Origin of the sequence: Roseovarius bejariae (assembly GCF_009669325.1) — a bacterium.
Classification (GTDB): Bacteria; Pseudomonadota; Alphaproteobacteria; order Rhodobacterales; family Rhodobacteraceae; genus Roseovarius; species Roseovarius bejariae.
Genome location: NZ_SZWE01000001.1, coordinates 143516 through 164410 on the forward strand (window position 1 = coordinate 143516; position 20895 = coordinate 164410).

Genomic DNA, 20895 nt, shown 5'->3' on the forward strand with positions numbered 1-20895 from the left:
GAGGCCAAAATGGCAGAACTCTCGCTCAACCGCGCCCGCTCGATCATCCGCAAGGCCCTTGCCAAGGGCCGTGAGGAAGGTTTCAAACCGCTGTCTGTCGTGGTGCTGGATACCGGCGGTCACGTCAAAGCCTTTGAACGTGAAGACGGCGCAGCCCCCGGGCGTTTCAACATCGCCCACGGCAAGGCCTATGGCGCAATCATGCTTGGTATGGCAGGCCGGGCGCAAATGGCCCGCGCCGAACAACAGGCCTATTTCATGGCCGCCGTGAATGGCGTCTATGGCGGGCAGGTCGTGCCGGTACCGGGTGGCGTTCTGGTGCGTGACAAGCGCGGCAAGATCGTGGGCGCTGTTGGGGTCACGGGCGATACCTCCGACAATGACGTCATCGCCGCCGTGGCCGGGATCGAGGCCGTGGGCCTGACCCCCGAGGACTAATCCTTGAGGCGCACGCCAGTCACTGGCGTGCCCTCAACCGCCCTTGAGCGGCATCAAATCCGCGTGGCGGTTCACATCCTTGTAGAGAAGATAGCGAAACGGCTCGGACCCGGCCGCGTAACAGGCTTGCGGGCAAAAGGCGCGCAGCCACAGGAAATCGCCAGCTTCCACCTCGACCCAATCTTGATTGAGAAGATAGACCGCCCGGCCCTGCAAAATGTAAATTCCATGCTCCATCACATGGGTTTCGGCAAAGGGAATGGTGCCGCCGGGCCGGAAGGTCACGATATTGACGTGCATATCATGGCGAAGATCAGTGTTATCGACAAATCTGGTCGTGGCCCAAATACCATCGGTATCGGGCATCGGATCGGGCTCGTGTTCCGTATCTGATGTGACGAAACTCTCCGGCGCGTCCAATCCCGGCGCGGGTTGATACCGTTTGCGGACCCAAACCACCTTGGCGGTCGACTGGCCGGTATTTTCGACCGACCAATTCGCACCGGGGGCAATATAGGCATATCCCCCCGGCCCCAGATCATGGCCCACGCCGTCAATCGACAGGCGCAATACACCCTCCAGACCGAAAAGAACACCCTGCCCCATCGGGTCAGGCTCGGGGTGGTTTGAGCCACCGCCGGGGGCAACATCCAGGATCAGCTGTGCAAATGTTTCGGCGAAACCCGACATGGGGCGCGCCAGCACCCATGCGCGCGTATTCTGCCATCCCGGCAGGCGCGACATGGTAATATCCGACAAAACGCGCCGTGGCATGACCGCATAGCAGGATGTGAACCGCGCTCGATCCTGCGTAAGGGTTGTTTGATCGGGCAAGCCGCCTTTGGGCGCGTAATATGTGAAGTTACCGGACATGCATGACCCTTCCTGCTATTCGCGCTTGCCGTCTTGTTTCAGGCGCTTCCAAAACTGCGTATATTCACTATAGACCTTCCGGTATTTGGCGAAGAACCGGATTTTCAATCCATAATACAGGATCACGAAGCCGACGATCGTCACCCCCACCAACACATGCGCCGGATGCACGATCAGGTCGCTCTGGATCGAGTTGTCGAATGCCATGAAGATCAGCGAGGCCAAACCAATCGTCGTATTCAGGAAAAACAATAGCTGAAGGTTCCGCTCGAAATCGGTAGACCGCATTTCATAGAAATTCGTGCTGAATTCGGACACGGCGCTCATGAAGTAGTCCAGCCGCTCCGAGATATGATCCAACGCCTTGAATTGCGGCGCAAATTCATAGGCCTCATAGAACCGATCCGCAAAGGCCTGTTCCTCGGCATGCTTCAGGAACAAATTGGGGTTCGACGCAAGGAATGTGCGCCGGAAGATCCGCGAACGCCTATCGTGCAGGTATCGTTGAAACTGGAAGTATTCGCTGATCTCTATGGTGCTTTTCTGACTGAAGAAACAGCTTGCGGTTTCGTGCAACTCCCACAACTCGTGAATCGAGGTCTGATGCGAAAACCACTGCGCATGGATCAGTCGCAAAAGTGAAAATTGCGTTTCCGTCCAAATCGCCGCCGGGACCGTCGAATGGAACGACCCCGGCTCAAGTGCAACCTCGCTGCTGCTCCCGCCCGGGTCTTCCACGAAAACCGCGCGCATGTTCTGAAACCGATAGAGCCAACGTTCCGGCAGGCCCGCCTCTTCGGCCAGTTCCCGTACTTCCCAAACCGGACAATAGCGGTTGCTTTTCAGGACCGCCCCACCGTTGAAGAACGTGTCATAATCGAAATCGCTACTCAGGAAATGATCGATCAGATCCCGTGCCATACCGCGCGCCACACCCGCCGAGGCATGCTCGACGTCCCTTGCCTCGAAGACAAGGTGAATGACCCCGGTTTCATGCAGGTAGACACTCCGGCTCCATGCCGCGCCGTCGATCTCTACATCCTGTCGATCCAGAAAGAACTCCTGGCCCAACATGTGCAGGGAACTGATATTGTATTTCAGCCTGTCACGTTCCAACACCTCGAAATCCCGAAAGCGTTTGCGAAGCTTGGCAATCAAGGTGTCCTGTTCGGGTTCTCCAGCGCAAGACCGCCCCAAATCAAAGGCGATCATCAAAAGCGGCTTTATCTTGGGCATGGCCTGTCCACTGTCCGATTGGTTGCGCCCGATTACAGGCCGATTTGCCAGCAACGATAGACGGGCGGCCCATCACGTTCAAGCGAAGGCGATTCTGGTTTTATTCCCGCGTCGAAGCGTTCACGCTGGACAACTGAACTGTCCCGTTTACATTGCGTCCAAATACCTACAAGGACACAGGCCATGCAACTTACCATAGACGGAACCACGCACGACCTTGAGGTCGAACCGGAAATGCCGCTGCTTTGGGTGTTGCGCGACGAGTTGGGCTTCAAAGGTGTGAAATATGGCTGTGGCATTGCGCAATGCGGGGCCTGCACCGTGCAAATCGACGGTCAGGCCGTGCGCTCATGCCAAGTGCGGGCCGGCGATGTCTGGGGCCCGGTGACCACCGTTCATGGTCTTGGTACACCAAAGGCCCTGCACGCGGTACAGGCTGCTTGGGTCGAGCATCAGGTGGCGCAATGCGGCTATTGCCAATCCGGGCAGATCACCGCTGCGGCGGCGCTTCTGAGCGAAGTTTCCCAGCCCAGCGATGAAGATATCGACAACGCGATGAGTGGCAACCTGTGCCGCTGTGGCACCTACCCGCGCATTCGCGCCGCCGTCAAAACCGCCGCGCAAAAAATGCAGGAGGGCTAAGCCATGGGTCGTGCCGGAAAGATCGCCCGCCGTACATTCCTTATCGGGTCAGCCGCCATTGCCGGGGGCGTGGCCTTTGGCGTGGTGGCTTACAAGCGCCCGCATCCCAACCCGCTGCTGGATGACCTGAAGGCGGACGAAGCGGCGATTACGCCATATGTCCTGATCCGCCCCGACGGGATCACCCTGATCACCCCGCGCGCAGATCTGGGTCAGGGGGCCTACCACGTACAGGCCGCCCTTTTGGCCGAGGAACTGGATGTCGATCTGGCGTCGGTTACCGTCGATCCCGGCCCGCCAAGCCCGGCCTATTACAACACCGCACTTTCCGCCGATGCCGCGCCTTTCCCGGCGACCGACAAAGGCACGATGGCCGAAGCCACCCGTGCCGTGCTGGATGCGCCCATGAAGTTCCTCGGCGTCCAGATCACCGGTGGCTCCACGACCGTGCCGGACTCCTACGAAAAACTTCGCCATGCCGGGGCCATGGCCCGCGAAACCCTGAAAGAGACCGCGGCACAGCAAACCGGCACGGCCCGCGCCGACCTGCGCACCGAGAACGGGGCCGTAATTCTGCCCGATGGCACCCGCCTGCCCTATACCGATCTGGCCAGGAACGCCGTTCAGGTTGACCCCATCAAGGGGACGCCACTTCGTGATCCTTCCGACTGGCAGCTTTTGGGCCAACCCATGCAGCGGCTCGACATCCTCGCCAAATCCACCGGCACGCAAACCTATGGCATCGACATGGAGATGGAGGGCCTGATCCACGCCGCGGTGCGCACGAACCCCGCCATGGGCGGAGACATGCAGGGTTTTGACGCCACCGAGGCCGAAACCATGCGCGGCGTGGAAAAGGTGGTGCCCATCACCGGCGGCGTCGGCGTTCTGGCCGATAACACATGGCGCGCCTTTCAGGCCGTGCAGGCAATTGAGGTCGATTGGGGCCCTGCGCCCTATCCGGCCGAACAGGCCGACCATTGGCAAATTCTGTCAGACAGCTTCACAGCGGACGCTCAGGACAGCCAATACAAGGACGAAGGCGATCTGGACGCCGCTCTGGCCACGGCCAACGTGATCGAGGCCGAGTACCGCGCGCCCTACCTTGCCCATGCGCCGCTTGAACCCGTCAACGCCACAGTCCGCGTGACGGACACCCGCGCCGATGTCTGGACCGGCACGCAAATCCCCCGCTTCGTGCAGGATAACGTCGCCGCGATTACCGGCCTCGACGCCGATCAGGTTCATGTTCATGTGCTGATGATGGGCGGCAGCTTCGGTCACAGGCTCGAAGACATGGTCGTGCGCCAGGCGACCGAACTGGCCATGGCCGCCAAGGGACGCCCCGTCAAGCTCACCTACAGCCGCGAGGAAGACATATCGCACGACTTCCCCCGGCAAATCGCCATGGCGCGTGGGCGCGGCGCGGTCGAAAACGGTCAGGTGACGGCCTGCGACCTCGGCATCGCCATGCCCTCGGTCATCGGGTCACAAATGGGGCGCCAAGGCTTTCCCGCCGCCGGTCCCGACCTGCAAATCATCGCTGGCGCATGGGATCAACCCTTCGCCATCCCGAACTACCGCGTGACCGGCTACCGGGCCGAAGGGTTGGCCCCGGTCAGTTCATGGCGATCGGTTGGAGCCTCCTCCAACGGCTTCTTCCACGACAGCTTTCTTGATGAGTTGATCCACGCCGCAGGCGCCGACCCGTTGGAAGAACGGTTGCGGCTGTGTTCCCACGCCCCCTCCCGCAAGGTGCTTGAGGCCGTGGGGGAGATGTCGAACTGGGGCACGCCCTTGGGCGAAAACCAAGGCCGGGGCGTGGCCTATTGCCTGTCCTTCGGCGTCCCCTGCGCCGAGGTGATCGAAGTAACCGAGACCGAGAGTGGCATTCGCCTTGATCGCGCCTTTGTCGCTGCCGAAGTGGGCCGCGTGCTCGATCCGGTAAACTTCGAAAATCAGGTTCAAGGCGGCCTGATCTGGGGCATTGGCCACGCCATGATGGGTGAAATAACCTTCGCCGAAGGCCGCACCGAGCAGCAAAACTTCGATACCTACCCCTTCCTGCGCCACGACCAATGCCCAGAAGTCATAGTGCGCGGTCTGGAAAACAGCGACGGCATACGCGGCGTGGGCGAACCCCCGGTTCCCCCCGCCGCCCCGGCCCTTGCCAACGCGATCTTCGCGGTCACCGGCAAGCGCCTGCGCGAGATGCCCTTCAACAAGCACGTCGATTTCGTCTGAGCCCACCTTGCCAAGCCCCGCGCGGGATGCTTGATGGGGTCATGCCACATCTCCTGACGACCCTCGCGCTGCTTGGCCTCGGCACGCTTGCGGCTTTCGCCGTGCGGGCCTTGGGCCTGCCGTTGCCCTTCCTCATGGGGCCGCTCCTGCTCAGCGGCACGGTGGCCATGGCGTTGCCCGCCCACCTGCCCGATGGCTACCGATTTCCCCAATGGCTCAGGCTGGCTTTCATCGCGGTGATCGGCCTGATGATCGGGGCGCAGGTCACGCCGGAACTGTTCCGGCAAATTCCACGCCTGATCCTCAGCCTCGCGGCGCTTACCCTCTTTGTCGGTGTGGCACATGCCTTCAACTACGCCGTTTTCCGTCGCCTCGGGGCTTACGACCGCGCCACGGCCTTCTATGCCGCCACCCCCGGCGGGTTGTTCGAATCCATCGCCATGGGCGAAGAGGCCGGGGCCGACCTTGCCCGCCTGACCCTGCAACAATTCCTGCGGGTGATCGTGGTCGTCACCACCCTGCCTCTTGGCCTGTCGCTCTGGCTGGGCGAACCTGTCGGCAGCGCGGGCGGCATGACATTGGCGCGCGATGCCGTGCCCTGGCAGGCCATCCCGGGCATCGCCCTTGCCGGTCTTCTGGGGCTTGGGCTTGGCCGGGTCCTGCACCTGCCGGCCAAACAACTGACCGGCCCAATGGCCGTTGCCGCCTTGCTGTCGCTCACCGGGGCTTACCCGCTCGACATTCCCCAATGGCTGGTCAACGTCGCGCAGGTGGTGGTGGGCACCGCCCTAGGGATGCGTTTCACGGGCCTGAGCCGTGCACTGATCCTGCGTGGCGCGGGCCTGTCGCTTGTTTCGGTCGCGGGGATGCTGATCCTCGCCGCCATCTGCGCCGAGGCGCTCCATCTCATACTTGGCGAACCCTTCGACGTGTTGTTCATTTCCTTTGCCCCCGGCGGCGTCACCGAGATGGCCCTCGTAGCGCTCAGCCTTCAGGCCAACCCGGCCCTCGTGACCCTGCACCATATCTGGCGCATCCTTGTTACCGTGTTGGGCCTCACGCTCACCCGCCGCTGGTTGCGCCGTTTCCTTTGACAGCGTCCGTTCCCTGCGTTATCTGAACAATTGTTCATTTACACTCAGGGAGGTCCTCCATGCGCATCACCGATACCGCCGCGATCATCACCGGGGGCGCCTCGGGTCTGGGCGAGGCCACCGCCCGCCACTTCCGTGACCAAGGCGCAGACGTGACCATTCTCGACCGCGACACCGCCCGGGGCGAAGCAACCGCAAAGGAGATCGGCGCGACCTTCGTGGAAACCGATGTGACCGACGAGGATTCTGTGAAACACGCCATGGCCACCGCCAAATCACGTATGGGCAAGATCACCACCGCCGTGAACTGCGCCGGGATCGCCACCGGCGAAAAGACCCTTGGCAAGAACGGCCCGCATGACCTTGCGGCCTTCCAACGCACGATCGACATCAACCTGATCGGCTCTTTCAACGTCGCCCGCCTTGCCGCTGCCGAGATTGCCCAGAACGACCCGGATAAAAACGGCCAGCGTGGCGTGATCATCAACACCGCCTCCATCGCCGCCTTCGACGGGCAAAAGGGGCAAGCGGCCTATGCCGCCTCCAAAGGAGGCATCGTCGGCCTCTCGCTGCCCATGGCACGCGACCTGTCGCGCGAAGGCATCCGGGTGATGGCCATCGCGCCCGGCATTTTCCTGACCCCGATGATGCAGGGCCTGCCGCAAGAGGTTCAAGACAGCCTTGCGCAGGACGTGACCTTCCCCAAGCGCCTTGGCGACCCGGCGGAATATGCCTCGCTGGCGCGGTTTATCGTGGAATGCGACTACCTGAACGGCGAGGTCATCCGCCTCGACGGCGCCCTGCGCATGCAGTGACGGTTCAGGTCGCGCCTTCGGTCTCGATCTTAAGATCGTGACCGCAGTGCTTGCAGTAAATGGCATCCACGTCATGTTTGGTCAGCCCGCATTCCGGGCATTTGTGCTTGACCTTCGCGGGCGAAAATATCGCCCGCACCAATTGCAGGAACAGGCCAACCCCCACCACCATGATTCCCACTGACAACAACCGTCCCGTGGGCGTTGTCATGGTGATATCGCCAAACCCCGTGGTCGTCAGCGTGGCCACCGTGAAGTAAAGCGCATCCACGTAATTGGTGATCCCCGGCTCTTCCTGCCCGCGCAGGACAAAGACAATCGCCGTCATCGCGAAGATAAAGACCAGCAGGTTCACCGCCGCGATGATCGCGTCCTCGTGCCGACGGAACATCAGCGAATCCCGCCGCAGGTCGCGCATCAGGTGATAGGAATGGATCAGCCGCAAAGACCGCAGCACCCGAAGCACCGCCAACCCCTGCCCCAGAAATGGCGTCGCCAGAAGCGAGGCGAGAACGGCAATGTCGACGATCACGTAAAACCGCCGCAAGAAGCGTATCTTGTTTTCGGCGATCCAAAGCCGCAGGACCAGATCAAGCGCGATCAACCCGCCGATCACGGCATCGGCCACCAGAAGTTCAGGGGTGATCTCCATGGCCGCGGTCGCGAGGAAGAAGAGGATCGTCACCGCATCGAACAAAAGCAACGCATAGCGAAAGCGCGAGGCGCGTTTGCTGCGGCCTTCGTAAAGCAGCCTCACCTTGTCTTTGAAGGGTCTGTCTTCAGCCATTCTTGCACCGACGTTTTACCGACATGATACCGACGTTATACAGACAAGCGGATTCAGCCAGCATTTTCCGCCTTTTCCTCTAGGGTAAGCCACTCTTCCTCGGCTTGCCCCAATGCCTCCTGCCGGGCACTCAGGGCCTCGGTCGCCTTCTTGAACTTGACCGGCTCGCGGGTGAAAAGCTCGGGATCGGCCAGCAACTCTTCCAGCTTGGCGATCTCGGCTTCCAAGCGCTCCAATTCCTTCGGGAGTTCTTCAAGCCGATGTTTTTCGGTGAAACTCAGTTTTGGTTTCGCCTGTGACTTCGGCTTCAACTCTGCCTTCTTACCCTTTGGTTTTACATCTTTTTTTGGCGCATCATCCAATGCAGAATCGCCCTTTTGCGCCTGATAATCCGTCCAGCCGCCAGCATAAACCGTGGCACGGCCGTTGCCTTCCATGGCGATGGTCGTGGTGGCGACACGGTCCAGAAAATCCCGGTCGTGACTAACCAACAGGACCGTTCCGTCGTAGTCGTCCAGAAGTTCCTGCAACAGGTCCAGCGTTTCGATATCCAGATCGTTGGTGGGTTCGTCCAGCACAAGGACGTTACTTTCCCGCGCCATCAACTTGGCCAGCAGCAACCGCGCTTTTTCCCCACCTGACAAGGACTTAACAGGCGCTCTTGCCTGCCGCTCATCGAACAGAAAATCCTTGAGGTAGCCCACGACATGGCGCGGCTGCCCCCGCACCATGACCTGATCGGCCTGCCCCGAAACGCGCATATCCTTGTCGCCTGTCAGGCTGTCCCAAAGGCTCATCTCGGGGTCAAGCTGCGCGCGGGCCTGATCGAAGACCACAGGCAACAGGTTGGTGCCATGGGTGACGCTGCCGTCATCCGGCTCCACCTCTTTCAACAGCGTCTTGAGCAGCGTGGTTTTGCCCACCCCATTCGGCCCGACAAAGGCCACCCGATCCCCACGCTGAATGCGGATCGAGAAATCTCGCAGGATGAGCTTATCTTCGTAAGCCTTTGATATATCCTTGGCTTCTATGACCTTCTTGCCGGACTTGGGGCCTGACTCCAGCGCCATGGCCGCCGTACCTTGCCGCTTGATCTGCGCGGCGCGTTCGGCGCGCAGGTCTTGCAGGGCGCGCACACGGCCCTGGTTGCGCTTGCGCCGCGCGCTGATGCCCTCCACGGCCCATCGGGCCTCGGACTTGATCTTGCGATCCAGCTTGTGGCGGGCTTCGTCTTCCTCTTGCCAGATCTTGTCGCGCCACGCCTCGAACCCTTCGAAGCCACGCTCCTGGCGTCGCACATTTCCCCTGTCGATCCAAAGGGTTGCGCGGGTAAGTTCACGCAAAAACGCGCGGTCGTGGCTGATCAGGACAAAGGCGGCGCGGGTCTGTTTCAACTCGGCCTCAAGCCATGCGATCGCTTCGATATCCAGATGGTTCGTCGGCTCGTCCAGCAGCATCAGGTCCGGCGCTTCTGCCATGAGCTTGGCCAAGGCCGCGCGCCGCCGCTCCCCGCCCGAGGCGGTTTCGACCGGGCGCTCGGGGTCGAATTTCAAGCCCTCTGCCGCCATCTCGACACGGTACATCTCACCGGCCTCAAGCGCGCTTGAGGCAAACTCGCCAAGCGTGGAAAACCCTGACATATCAGGCTCTTGCTCCATGTATCCAACGCTGGTGCCCGGCGGCACGACGCGATCCCCGGCATCGGCTTCGACCAATCCCGCCATGACTTTCATGAGGGTGGATTTCCCCGATCCATTGCGCCCGACAAGCGCCACCCGGTCCCCCGGCTGGATCACCAGAGAAAGGTCATGAAACACGGGATCGCCCCCGAAGGTCAGCGATATGTCGGAGAGTTGCATAAGCGGAGCACGAGCCATGCAAGCGGGCTATCCCGGGGCCGCGCAGGCGTCAAGATGGGCTGAAAGCCCGCGTCGGTATCATGTCGGTATTTTGTCGGTATCGCGGCGGTTCCACGCGCCTATTGCGCCACGGCCCGCAACAGGCGTTTTCGCGACGGGGGAATCGCCGCGATTTCCAGCCCGGTGAAAACATGCAGAGTGTTCATCTGCCGATCCACGACCGCATGGTCACTGACCCACCCCCCCATCAGCAGATAGGTCCTGAGCAACGGCGGCATACGCAACATGGCCTGCTTCGCATCCGGCTTGCGACGGCGCAGCTTCTTGGCGAACTCGACAACCGACGGCGCCTTGACCCGCGGCCACCACCGGCGCGGCGCCAGATGCCGTGCCGCCAGCATGGCGAAAGCATCGTGATAGGTCTCGGCATCGGTCCCCTTGAACGAGGAACAGCCAAACAGCATCTCGACCCCGTTGTCGTCCACGTAGCGCGTCATCGCCGCCCATGCGACACGGACGATGTCGGGGTCGCGCGCCTCGGGGTCCACGCAGAAGCGGCCCATTTCCACCATGGGCCCCTCGAAGGACGCAAGCGCCGACAACTCGTAGAACTGCGCCGAATAGCTGCGCCCGATCTCATCCCCGCCAGCGAGTGGCAAAATGCGGAAACAACAGACAAGCCGCCCGCTTTCCGCCTCTTCCACTAGGATATGGGTGCAAATGTCATCGAAAGGATCTTGGTCAAGCCCCGGGCCGGATGGGCCATGGAACGCCAGATACCGCAATCTCTGGGCAGCCCGGATATCCTCGGGGCCATCGGCATGGCGCGCCAAATACCGCCCCTTTGCAAAACCTGTCATCAGCGTACTCCCGCTGTGGGCCAGCGTATGTGCGCCCCCCGTATCACGCAAGCCGTGACAGGTCTGTGACGTTATCCGCCGAAGGCGTCGGCCGGGTTAATGTTGCCGATATTGCTCAGCAATTGCCGCAGGAAGCCATTATCGACCACCGACGAATCGGTCACCCGACGTGACAGTGGCACGACGTTCCCATCCTCAAGACCGAAGCGTTCGATATTGGCAATCGCGTCGGTGTCATCGAAGCTGATCGCCAGAACCTGCCGTTCGACAACCTCGGGGCGGAACATGCCGTATTCGCGCACCTTCTTGCGGACATAGTAATAATTGCCGTCCCCCAGAACGCCGCCAACCGAAGGCGGCCCGACGACATCATCCACCGTGGACCGGGTATCGACGCCCACGACAAGCTGTTGCAGGTCTTCCTCGGGCGGGACATACCCATGGTTTCGGTACGTGGCGCTACAAGCGGTGAGCGCCGAAAGGCCCAATGCGGCAACCATCTTTATGATACGGTTTCTACACGCAGACATCCCTGCCCCCTTGATCTTGACCGCACGCGGCTTTTATCCCGCTTACAACAAGGTGAGTGCAAGGTTCAAGAAAGGAAGATCGCAGCCCATGCCCGAAAACACCTCCGAGACCACCGTTTTGCGGGTTTCCGACCTTTCTCAAAGCAAGCCTCATCGCTTTTCCCTGCGTCCGGACAGGCCCGCCATGGAGGCGATTGCCAGCCAGCTTTCCCTGACCGGTTTGCGCAAATTGTCCTTTTCCGGCGAATTGCGGCCCGACCGCGGGCGTGACTGGCGGCTGGAGGGCACCCTGGGCGCCACGGTCACCCAGCCCTGTGTCGTGTCGCTTGAGCCCGTGACAACCCGGCTTGACGTTCAGGTGACGCGGCGGTTTCTGGACGAGATGCCGCACGAAACGGCCAGCGCCGAAGAAATCGAGATGGCAGAGGATGAAACCATCGACCCGCTGGGCAGCCGCATTGACCTTGAGGCCGTGATGATCGAGGCACTTGCCCTGGCGCTTCCCGACTACCCCCGCAAGGAGGACAACGCCCCCGTCGAGGCCGAGTTTACGCCCCCCGGTGCGCGCCCCATCGAAGAAGAGCGGCAAAAGCCCTTTGCCGGTCTGGCGGATTTGAAAAAGAAGCTGGAAAGCGACGATTAAGACACTGCACGTGGGCTTGTAAAAAATCGCTTGCCCTGAAGGGGATTCGCTGTATTTTCGCGCTCTCACCGGAATTTGGGGTTGAACCGGCGGCTCATGACAGATTAAGAGCCGCCTAAACCCGTGAAACCCGGGCCACCGAGGCCCACAGGAAATTGAGGTTGTGACATGGCTGTCCAACAGAACAAAGTATCGAAATCGCGCCGCAACAACCGTCGTGCGCATGACGCCCTGACGGCGGCCAACCCGAACGAGTGCCCCAACTGCGGTGAGCTCAAGCGCCCGCACCACGTGTGCTCGGCCTGCGGCCATTATGCCGACCGCGAAGTCGTGGCCCTGGCCGACGAAGTCGATCTGGACGACGACGCAGCCTGAGCACACTAGAAGGCGGGCGTCCGCATGACCGAAAACTCGGATCACACGACGGCCACGCCCGTGCCTATTGTTATCTCGGTTGACGCCATGGGCGGCGATCAGGGGCCGGCAGCTGTTGTTGCCGGCATTTCCCTGTCTGCCCACAAGAATCCCGACATCGGTTTTATCCTGCACGGCCAGAAAGAGGTTCTGGAGCCGTTGGTGGCCAAACGTCGCGACCTGAAAGGCCGGTGCGAGATACGCCATGCCCCCGACGTCGTCTCGATGGAGGACAAGCCGGCCAACGTGCTGCGCAACGGTCGCGAGACCTCGATGTGGTCTGCGCTGGAATCGGTGCGCAATGGCGAGGCGACGGTATGCGTATCCTGTGGCAACACCGGCGCCTTGATGCTGCTTTCGGTCATGCGCCTGCGCAAACTGCCCGGGATTTACCGCCCCGCCATCGGCGTCCTTTGGCCGTCCCAGAATCCGCAAGGCTTCAACATCATGCTCGATGGCGGCGCCGACATCCGCGCCGATGCCAAGGACCTGATGCAATACGCGTTGATGGGTGTCTCCTATGCGCGCAACGGGTTCGACCTTGCCCATCCACGCGTGGGCCTTCTCAATGTCGGCACGGAAGAGCACAAGGGCCGTGCCGAGTTGAAGGAAGCCTATGACCTGATTTCGGCCAATGCCCGCCTCGCGGATTTTGAATTCGTAGGCTTTGTCGAGGGCCGCGACCTGCCCGGCACCACCTGCGACGTGATTGTCACCGATGGCTTTACCGGCAACGTGGCGCTGAAGACCGGCGAAGGCACCGCGGGCCTCATCTCGGACCTGTTGAAAGAGGCCTTCCGCTATTCGCCCTTGTCGCGCCTGGCCTCGCTTCTGGCGCTCACCTCTCTGCGACGCCTGAAGAAACGGATCGACCCGCGCCGCGCCAATGGCGGTGTTTTCCTTGGCCTCAATGGCACGGTCGTCAAATCGCACGGATCGGCAGATGCAATGGGGGTTTCCTCGGCGGTGAAACTGGCCTTCCAACTGGCGCAAACCGGTTTCAACGAAAAACTGGCAGCGCGGGTTGCATCCGCCTCGATGCTCGAACAAGATGCAGCGACCGAAGACTCAAGCGACGGTGAAAAAGAATGACATTGCGCGCCGTTGTCGAGGGCGTTGGACACTACCTGCCTGACCGTGTGGTCCCCAACTCGGAATTCGAAAAATCCCTCGATACATCGGATGAATGGATTCGCACACGTTCAGGAATCGAACGCCGCCATTTCGCCGCCGAGGATGAGACAACCTCGGATCTGGCGGTCCATGCGGCGCGTGCCGCCTTGGAAAACGCCGGGCTGGCCATCGATGACATTGATGGCGTGATCGTCGCCACCTCGACCCCGGATCTCACCTTTCCGTCGGTGGCCACCATGGTGCAGCGCGATCTTGGCATGACGCGCGGTTTCGGTTTTGACGTACAGGCGGTTTGCGCCGGCTTCATCTATGCACTGACCAATGCCAATGCCCTGATCCTCGCGGGACAGGCCAAGCGCCTATTGGTGATCGGGGCCGAGACCTTCAGCCGAATCATGGATTGGACCGACCGGTCGACCTGTGTCCTGTTCGGCGATGGCGCGGGGGCTGTGATCCTGTCCGCGCAGGAGGGGGAAGGCACCAACACGGATCGCGGCATCCTTTCGGCAGACCTCAATTCCGACGGGCGCTATCGCGATATGCTTTACGTCGATGGCGGGGTTTCGACCACCGGATCGGCAGGCAAGCTGCGGATGCAGGGCAATCCCCTGTTTCGGCAGGCGGTCGAAAAGCTGACCACCACCGCCGACACCGCGCTCGACAAGATCGGCCTTGAGGGATCGGACGTGGATTGGATCGTCCCGCATCAGGCCAATATCCGCATCATACAGGGCACCGCCAAGAAAATGGGCGTGCCGATGGACCGGGTGATCGTCACCGTTCAGGACCACGGGAACACCTCGGCGGCCTCGATTCCGCTGGCCCTTTCGGTGGGCGTTTCCGAAGGGCGCATCAAACCCGGCGACCTTGTCCTTTCCGAAGCAATCGGCGGCGGTTTGGCATGGGGCGCGGTGGTTATACGCTGGTAATTCGCAAAAAATCGCTCTTTTCCGGGGGTTATGGCCCGGCTTGCAAGTCGTTGACGTTGACTCGGAAATTCCTTCGGTCCTAAAGTCCCATCAAAGACAGAGGGGTCGTGATGGATAACAAGACATTAACAAGACTGGACTTGAGCGAAGCGGTGTTTCGTGAGGTCGGTCTGTCGCGCAATGACTCGGCACAATTGGTTGAAAGTATTCTTGGACATATGTCCGATGCCTTGGCCCGTGGCGAGCAGGTCAAGATTTCGTCTTTCGGCACCTTTTCGGTGCGCGAGAAATCGGCCCGCGTCGGACGCAACCCCAAAACCGGCGAAGAAGTACCGATCAAACCGCGCCGCGTTCTGACCTTCCGCCCCTCGCACCTGATGAAGGAACGCGTGGCCGCGGGCAACAAAGGTTAAGCAAACGACAAGATGCCCAAATCCGCAGACGCCTTTCGCACCATAAGCGAAGTCGCCGACTGGCTTGAGACCCCGGCGCATGTGCTGCGGTTCTGGGAAAGCAAGTTCAGTCAGGTCAAACCCGTCAAGCGCGCCGGTGGGCGTCGGTATTACCGCCCTGCCGACATGTTGCTTCTCGGGGGTATCAAAAAGCTGCTGCATGATGACGGTATGACCATCAAGGGCGTGCAGAAAGTCCTTCGCGAACATGGCGTCAAGCACGTTGCGGCGATGTCTCAACCACTTGATGAAGATACCGAACCCGAAGACAGCGGTATCACGTTGGACGCCCAGCCAGCCGAACCCAGCAGCGCCACAATCGTGGACTTCAAATCTTCGTCTGGGGGCAAACCCGCACCCGACACCAATGATGAGCCAACCGAAAGCGCGCCTGTCGAGGCAGAGGATGTTCTCGTGAACGCCACGAGTGACACCCCACCAGACGAAGCGCCCGATACCCTTGCCGCAGAAACCGAAGACAGCCTTCTCGACGACGATGGCGCCGATAGTGCGCCCCTCGCTCCGTCGCAGGCCCCCGATACCCTGGCTGGGGGCGCGCCGGATGGGGTTGAGGATACAGTGCGCGATGCCCTGTCCGGTACAGGGGCCCATGACACCGACGCACCGGAGGGCGAGGAACCGGCACCGCAAGACGACGACACGTCGCCTGTCCCCGCCATGCCCAGTTTCCAGCATCAGCGCGCCGACGTGGACGAGAGCACGTCACATGCGGACGACACTGCCGATACGCAGACTACTGAAACCTCCCCGCCACCCCCTGCCCCGGCGCAGATCAAGGTGCCCGAGGACCCCGAGGATGGCCTGAGTGCCGCCCCCGGCCTTCTCTCGCGGCTTCTTGACCACCATGGCCCGCTCGATCCGGCCACGGCCAAGAAACTGGCGCCGTTGGTGGATCGTCTGCGTGCCTTGCAAAGCGGCACATCGGCCCAAGGCTGAGTTTCGAAGAAAATTCCGAAAATCCCCCTTGTTCCCGGTGCGAAAACAGGTATGTAACGCCTCAGTCGGGCTATAGCGCAGTCTGGTAGCGCGTCCGTCTGGGGGACGGGAGGTCGCAGGTTCGAATCCTGCTAGCCCGACCATTTCACACCGCCCCCGACATCACAGGCCCCGGCCCCGGCATTACCCGGCGCAGGGCGCCCGCGCAGGGAGGGCGACAATGACCGGTGTTTTGGCAAGCCAACAGATTTCGGCCCTGATCGCCGATGGGCGTTTGTCGGCCCAACCCGCGATCCTGCCCGAACAGGTCCAACCCGCCAGCCTTGATTTGCGCCTTGGCACCGTGGCCTACCGCGTGCGCGCCTCTTTTCTGGCCGGGCATGGCCGGACAGTGGCCGAACGTCTGGACGAATTCGAAATGCATCGAATCGACCTCAGCCAGGGCGCGGTTCTTGAAAAGGGCTGTGTCTATGTGGTGCCCCTGATGGAGCACCTGGACCTGCCCGCCGATATGCAGGCGGTGGCCAATGCCAAATCCTCGACCGGGCGGCTTGATCTGTTAACCCGCGCCATTACCGATGGCGGAACGGAATTCGACCGCATCGCGCCGGGCTATTCCGGCCCGCTTTATGCCGAGATTTGCCCGCGCTCTTTCTCGGTTCTGGTGCGTCCCGGTATGCGCCTGAACCAAATCCGGTTCCGCGCCGGACAAGCACAGCTTACCGACGACGCGCTTCGCGCCCTCCACGCCGAAACCCCGCTGGTGGATGGCGAGGCGGTGATCAGCGACGGCTTGGGCTTTTCCGTCGATTTGAAGCCCGAAAGCGGGACGCTGGTGGGTTACCGCGCCAAACCCCATACCGGGGTGATTGATCTGGACAATATCGCGGGCTACGACGCGGCAGAGTATTGGGAAGAGGTGCATTCCGACACGGGCCGCATCATCCTTGACCCCGGCGCGTTCTATATACTTGTCAGTCGCGAAGCGGTGCATATCCCGCCTCAATATGCCGCCGAAATGGCCCCCTATCTGGCCATGGTGGGCGAATTCCGGGTGCATTATGCAGGATTCTTCGACCCCGGTTTCGGCCATGATGCAGCGGGCGGCGAAGGCTCACGCGGTGTTCTTGAGGTACGCTGTCACGAGGCACCTTTCGTGCTGGAACACGGACAGGTCGTGGGCCGTCTGGTTTATGAACACATGGATCAGGCCCCGCAGCAGCTTTATGGCGCGGGGATCAAATCGAATTATCAGGGCCAAGGCCTGAAACTGTCCAAGCATTTCCGCGCCTGAACGCGGCGCGAACGGATTTACCGTTGCCCGGGGTCGCGGCGCTGCCGGGCTTTGTCGACGCCTTTGCCGACAGCCCCCATGCCCTTGTTGACACCGGCGCCGATCACTTTGCGCATGACGATCCGGACCACCATGTTGATAATCTGATTGGCGTTCATTGCGCCCCTCCATCTCTGCCTCTGAAGGGTATGTAACATGGAATCATGTAATTTTCAGGGCAAGTTCGAAAATTTCGGTTACTCTTCAAACATCTCGCTCTGATCTTCATCGTCCTCATCCCCGGCGTCCTCGTCAGTTTCACCCGCTTGCGGCATGGCACTGGGCGGTGGACGGTTTTCCAACAACCCGGCCGAGCGCAACTCCTTGAGTCCCGGCAGGTCGCGCGCCGATTCCAGCCCGAAGTGATCCAGAAACTCCTGCGTGACCACGAAGGTCACGGGCCGTCCCGGCGTCATCCGGCGGCGGCCAAAGCGAATCCACTCCATCTCGAGCAATTGATCCACTGTGCCCCGACTGACCGAGACGCCGCGAATTTCCTCGATCTCGGCGCGTGTCACCGGCTGATGATAGGCGATGATCGCCAATGTCTCGATTGCTGCCCGCGATAGCTTGCGGGTCTCGATCGTTTCCTTTTGCATCAGGAACCCAAGGTCGGGCGCGGTCCGCATGGCCCATGCATCACCCACCTTGACCACGCGCACCCCGCGCCCCTCGTAGCGCTTGCGCAGGTGCACCATGGCTTCGGCGGCGTCACAGCCATGCGGCATCCGCGCCTCCATCTCCTTGATGCTGACAGGCTCGGCCGAGGCGAACAGGATCGCCTCGCACATGCGTTCCTGTTCGCCTATCGGCGGGGCCTCGAACAGGCTTTCGGCCTGATCGGTCGCCGTGGGCTCCTCCGTCACGCTGTCTTGCTGGTTTTCAATCTCGTCCGACATGCTTTCAATCCTTACGGCGCAACTGGATGGGCGCGAATGTCTCGGTCTGCCTGATCTCGGCGCGGCCCTCTTTCACCAGTTCCAAAGAAGCGGCAAAGGTCGAGGCGGTGGCCGAGCGGATACGCACCGGATCACCGGCAAATTCCTCGGGCAGATAGGTTGAAATATCCGTCCATGTGCCCGCGAACCCGATCAAGGGCCGCATCCGTTCAAGCGCCTGTTCCAACGTGAACACCGCGTCGCGATCCATGACATAGGGGCGGAATTCGTCCTTGGTGCGGATGCGCGCATAGCCCTGCATCAGGTCCAGCAGGGTCGCGGTGTAGGTCACTTTCTTGACCCGCTGCACATCCTCGGGAATGCCGCGGGCAAAGAAATCGCGCCCCATCTGGTCGCGCGCCATGAGCTTGGCGGCATGTTCGCGCATGGCCTGAAGCCGCTCAAGCTGAAACGCCAGGTGCGCGGCCAGTTCCTCGCCCGATGGGCCTTCTTCCTCGGGGTCGGGCGGCAATAACAGCCGTGATTTCAAAAAAGCCAGCCACGCCGCCATCACCAGGTAATCGGCGGCCAGTTCAATGCGCAACTGCTTGGCCCGTTCGACAAAGGCCAGATATTGCTGCGCCAGTTGCAGAACCGAGACCTTGCGCAAATCCACCTTCTGGGTCCGGCTCAGCGTCAGCAGAACGTCCAACGGCCCCTCGAACCCGTCCACGTCTACGATCAGCGCCTCTGCAGCCATGCGGTCGGAGACACTGGTCACCGTGGTCTCTGCCTCTTCGAAATCGTCCTCAGCCATCACCGCGCCCTGATATCAGCGCGTCAAGCTTTGCCTCAAGGGCCGGAATGTCAACCTCGGTGGGCGTCTGGCGCGCGGCAATGGCCCGCGCCGCGCGGGCCTCGGCGGCGCCCTGCAACCGCCCCGAGGCGGCGGCCACGGCGCGGCGCTCGTCCAGCGAGGCATTGCACAGCAAGACCACGTCACAGCCCGCGGCGATAGAGCCTGCGGCGATCTCTTCCAACGACCCCGAAAGCGCCTTCATCGAGATGTCATCGGTCATGATCAGCCCGTCAAAGCCGATCTCGTCGCGGATCATCTGCATCATCACCGGCGAGAGCGTCGCAGGGCGGCCATCAACGTCCGAGTAGACCAAATGCGCCGTCATCCCCATGGGCAGGCCATTGAGGGCACGGAACGGCAGGAAATCGACCGCTGCCAATTCATCCCGAGGCACACTGACCATAGGCAATTCCAGATGGCTATCGGCCTGCGCCCGGCCATGACCAGGGATATGCTTGAGCACCGGCAGAACCCCGCCTTCCAGCATCGCATCGGCCACGGCGCGCCCAATCCGCGCCACCTGCGCCGGATCGCTGCCATAACAACGGTTTTTCAGAAAGGGATGCGTAGCCTCACTGGCGACATCCACCAAGGGGGCGCAATTGCTGTCGATCCCCAAATCCCGCAACTCATCAGCAATGATGCGATAGCGCAGGTACATGGCCTCTTCGGCGCGATCACCCGCCGCGGCCACATGTTCCAAGGGCGGCAACCAATCGCGCCATTGCGGCGCGCGCAGGCGTTGAACCCGCCCGCCTTCCTGATCGATGGTAATCGGGGCCTCGCGCCCCACGGCCTCGCGCATCTCGTCACAGAGCGCACGGACCTGATCGGGCGTATCGATATTGCGAGCAAAAAGGATAAAGCCAAAGGGATTGGCCTCGGCAAAGAAGCGTTTTTCCTCTGCCGTCAGGCGCAGCCCTTCGGCATCAAGGATACAGGCGCCAATGCCGCTCACCGGGTCACCACCGGGATACACTCGGCGTTTTCCGCCACCAGCGCGGAACAGAACCGGCGCGCATCGCTCAGATCGTCAAAGCCCATGGCGCGCAACCGGTAAAAGGTCCGCCCGCCGCTTTGTGCCTTCTGGATCACGCGATCCTTGTCTTGCAGGTAATCCTCGAACCGGCCCGACAGGCGCGTCCATTCCTTGCGGGCCACCTCGGCAGAGGCATAGGCCCCCAATTGGGCCAGACGGGTGCCGGCAGGGATACTATCGGGGTCCACATCGCGCGGGCCATCAGACGTGGCCACGGCGGCCACCTGCCGCACGTTGGACAGGCCCGCCGGGCGCAACTTGGGCCGCAGCGAAACCCCCAATCCCTCGGCCACCGCTGGCTCGGCTGTGGCTTCGGGCGTGTCGTCCTCTGCCGGGGCCAGCTCTTCCAGCGGGGCAACCCCATCCGTCAGTTCATTCGCCAAGGCTTCGACCGCAGCCAGTTGCACGGCCTCATCCTCGGCGCTCAATGGTTCCGCCGCCTCGGCTGTTGGGGTGATTTCGTCCTCGGGTGCGGCGGCCACCTCGGTCGGCGGGGTATCTTCCAGGGTCAGGTCCAGCGGCTCGGGCGCAAGGATCAATTGCTCCACCGGGCCAGCGGCGGTGCCCTCGGCCGCCACCTCATTCACGGCCAGCCCTTGGTTGAGCGCCTGACGCCCACCGGGATCGTCGGGCTGAATGCGCATCGGCCCTTCGGCGGCACGGACAACCGGCACACCGCTGACATCGCGCACCAATATCTTGTAGCCCCAAACACCAATCCCGACGATCAGCGCCAGCGACACTGCCGCGCCCGCCAGATTGGCCATTCGTGCAAATCCGTTGTTCTGCTCCGGCACAGCGCCATGCTGCGCCCCGTGCATATCTGCCATCTCTCGCCTCACTGCCACGGCGGAACATGGCCGCCGGGGTTTGTTTCTC

General features: G+C 61.6%; 23 protein-coding genes and 1 tRNA gene. 13 read left to right on the top strand and 11 right to left on the bottom strand.

The features are described 5' to 3' along the window. Positions 1–9: 9 nt before the first annotated feature. Complete coding sequence (locus tag FDP25_RS00755; protein ID WP_154148276.1) at positions 10–438, top strand: GlcG/HbpS family heme-binding protein; 429 nt, start codon at positions 10–12, stop codon at positions 436–438. A gap of 33 nt (positions 439–471) precedes the next feature. On the opposite strand, the gene FDP25_RS00760 is transcribed toward FDP25_RS00755, so the two are convergent. Beyond that, the gene (locus tag FDP25_RS00760) at positions 472–1311 is read right to left on the bottom strand and encodes a bifunctional allantoicase/(S)-ureidoglycine aminohydrolase (RefSeq protein ID WP_154148277.1); all 840 of its coding nucleotides are present in this window, start codon (positions 1309–1311) and stop codon (positions 472–474) included. A 15-nt stretch (positions 1312–1326) separates the two neighbouring features. Then, positions 1327–2547 (bottom strand): hypothetical protein, encoded by a 1221-nt coding sequence (locus tag FDP25_RS00765; RefSeq protein ID WP_154148278.1) that lies wholly within the window; start codon positions 2545–2547, stop codon positions 1327–1329. A 183-nt stretch (positions 2548–2730) separates the two neighbouring features. Here FDP25_RS00765 and FDP25_RS00770 point away from each other — a divergent pair, with 183 nt between their 5' ends. Genes FDP25_RS00770 through FDP25_RS00785 form a run of 4 tightly spaced genes read left to right on the top strand, consistent with a single transcriptional unit; the run spans position 2731 to position 7342 of the window. Continuing rightward, positions 2731–3189 carry a (2Fe-2S)-binding protein gene (locus tag FDP25_RS00770; protein WP_154148279.1) on the top strand — a complete coding sequence of 153 codons (459 nt, stop codon included), beginning with the start codon at positions 2731–2733 and terminating at the stop codon, positions 3187–3189. A gap of 3 nt (positions 3190–3192) precedes the next feature. After that, positions 3193–5433 carry a xanthine dehydrogenase family protein molybdopterin-binding subunit gene (locus FDP25_RS00775; RefSeq protein ID WP_154148280.1) on the top strand — a complete coding sequence of 747 codons (2241 nt, stop codon included), beginning with the start codon at positions 3193–3195 and terminating at the stop codon, positions 5431–5433. 41 nt (positions 5434–5474) lie between these two features. Continuing rightward, positions 5475–6527: an AbrB family transcriptional regulator gene (locus tag FDP25_RS00780; RefSeq protein ID WP_154148281.1), complete on the top strand. Its 1053-nt coding sequence runs from the start codon at positions 5475–5477 to the stop codon at positions 6525–6527. A gap of 59 nt (positions 6528–6586) precedes the next feature. Continuing rightward, the gene (locus tag FDP25_RS00785) at positions 6587–7342 is read left to right on the top strand and encodes a 3-hydroxyacyl-CoA dehydrogenase (RefSeq protein ID WP_154148282.1); all 756 of its coding nucleotides are present in this window, start codon (positions 6587–6589) and stop codon (positions 7340–7342) included. A 4-nt stretch (positions 7343–7346) separates the two neighbouring features. Here FDP25_RS00785 and FDP25_RS00790 read toward each other — a convergent pair whose 3' ends face one another. The 4 genes from FDP25_RS00790 to FDP25_RS00805 form a co-directional block, all read right to left on the bottom strand. Then, a complete protein-coding gene (locus FDP25_RS00790; protein WP_154148283.1) occupies positions 7347–8129 on the bottom strand; it encodes an ion channel in 783 nt (260 codons plus the stop codon). Between the two features lie 53 nt (positions 8130–8182). After that, on the bottom strand, positions 8183–10006 hold the full coding sequence (locus FDP25_RS00795; RefSeq protein ID WP_154148284.1) for an ABC-F family ATP-binding cassette domain-containing protein: 1824 nt from the start codon (positions 10004–10006) through the stop codon (positions 8183–8185). A gap of 101 nt (positions 10007–10107) precedes the next feature. Further along, positions 10108–10848 carry a GNAT family N-acetyltransferase gene (locus FDP25_RS00800; protein WP_154148285.1) on the bottom strand — a complete coding sequence of 247 codons (741 nt, stop codon included), beginning with the start codon at positions 10846–10848 and terminating at the stop codon, positions 10108–10110. Positions 10849–10919: 71 nt separating this feature from the next. Further along, positions 10920–11348: an outer membrane protein assembly factor BamE gene (locus FDP25_RS00805; RefSeq protein WP_246175727.1), complete on the bottom strand. Its 429-nt coding sequence runs from the start codon at positions 11346–11348 to the stop codon at positions 10920–10922. A gap of 118 nt (positions 11349–11466) precedes the next feature. Here FDP25_RS00805 and FDP25_RS00810 point away from each other — a divergent pair, with 118 nt between their 5' ends. From FDP25_RS00810 to FDP25_RS00845, 8 genes are all read left to right on the top strand, one after another. Further along, positions 11467–12021: a YceD family protein gene (locus FDP25_RS00810; protein WP_154148287.1), complete on the top strand. Its 555-nt coding sequence runs from the start codon at positions 11467–11469 to the stop codon at positions 12019–12021. A 168-nt stretch (positions 12022–12189) separates the two neighbouring features. Continuing rightward, positions 12190–12396 carry a 50S ribosomal protein L32 gene (gene rpmF / locus FDP25_RS00815; RefSeq protein ID WP_154148288.1) on the top strand — a complete coding sequence of 69 codons (207 nt, stop codon included), beginning with the start codon at positions 12190–12192 and terminating at the stop codon, positions 12394–12396. A 24-nt stretch (positions 12397–12420) separates the two neighbouring features. Beyond that, positions 12421–13527, top strand: a complete 1107-nt coding sequence (gene plsX, locus FDP25_RS00820; protein WP_154148289.1) for a phosphate acyltransferase PlsX — start codon at positions 12421–12423, stop codon at positions 13525–13527. Further along, the gene (locus FDP25_RS00825) at positions 13524–14498 is read left to right on the top strand and encodes a beta-ketoacyl-ACP synthase III (protein ID WP_154148290.1); all 975 of its coding nucleotides are present in this window, start codon (positions 13524–13526) and stop codon (positions 14496–14498) included. Before plsX ends, FDP25_RS00825 begins: the two co-directional genes overlap by 4 nt. A 110-nt stretch (positions 14499–14608) precedes the next feature. Further along, positions 14609–14911, top strand: a complete 303-nt coding sequence (gene ihfA / locus FDP25_RS00830) for an integration host factor subunit alpha (protein ID WP_154148291.1) — start codon at positions 14609–14611, stop codon at positions 14909–14911. Positions 14912–14923: 12 nt separating this feature from the next. After that, the gene (locus FDP25_RS17160; RefSeq protein WP_246175729.1) at positions 14924–15907 is read left to right on the top strand and encodes a MerR family transcriptional regulator; all 984 of its coding nucleotides are present in this window, start codon (positions 14924–14926) and stop codon (positions 15905–15907) included. Positions 15908–15973: 66 nt separating this feature from the next. Then, a tRNA-Pro gene (locus FDP25_RS00840) sits at positions 15974–16050 on the top strand. 77 nt (positions 16051–16127) lie between these two features. Then, positions 16128–17201, top strand: a complete 1074-nt coding sequence (locus tag FDP25_RS00845; protein WP_154148292.1) for a 2'-deoxycytidine 5'-triphosphate deaminase — start codon at positions 16128–16130, stop codon at positions 17199–17201. Between the two features lie 17 nt (positions 17202–17218). On the opposite strand, the gene FDP25_RS00850 is transcribed toward FDP25_RS00845, so the two are convergent. From FDP25_RS00850 to FDP25_RS00870, 5 genes are all read right to left on the bottom strand, one after another. Further along, complete coding sequence (locus FDP25_RS00850; RefSeq protein ID WP_154148293.1) at positions 17219–17359, bottom strand: hypothetical protein; 141 nt, start codon at positions 17357–17359, stop codon at positions 17219–17221. Between the two features lie 78 nt (positions 17360–17437). Continuing rightward, positions 17438–18139: an SMC-Scp complex subunit ScpB gene (gene scpB / locus FDP25_RS00855; protein ID WP_154148294.1), complete on the bottom strand. Its 702-nt coding sequence runs from the start codon at positions 18137–18139 to the stop codon at positions 17438–17440. A gap of 4 nt (positions 18140–18143) precedes the next feature. Further along, positions 18144–18935 (bottom strand): segregation and condensation protein A, encoded by a 792-nt coding sequence (locus tag FDP25_RS00860; protein ID WP_154148295.1) that lies wholly within the window; start codon positions 18933–18935, stop codon positions 18144–18146. Continuing rightward, entirely contained in the window at positions 18928–19935 is a 1008-nt protein-coding gene (gene nagZ, locus FDP25_RS00865; protein WP_343031923.1) for a beta-N-acetylhexosaminidase, read from the bottom strand. The genes FDP25_RS00860 and nagZ overlap by 8 nt, the downstream gene beginning before the upstream one ends. Beyond that, positions 19932–20846, bottom strand: coding sequence for an SPOR domain-containing protein (locus FDP25_RS00870; RefSeq protein WP_154148297.1), 915 nt, complete (start codon positions 20844–20846; stop codon positions 19932–19934). The genes nagZ and FDP25_RS00870 overlap by 4 nt, the downstream gene beginning before the upstream one ends. Positions 20847–20895 lie beyond the last annotated feature (49 nt).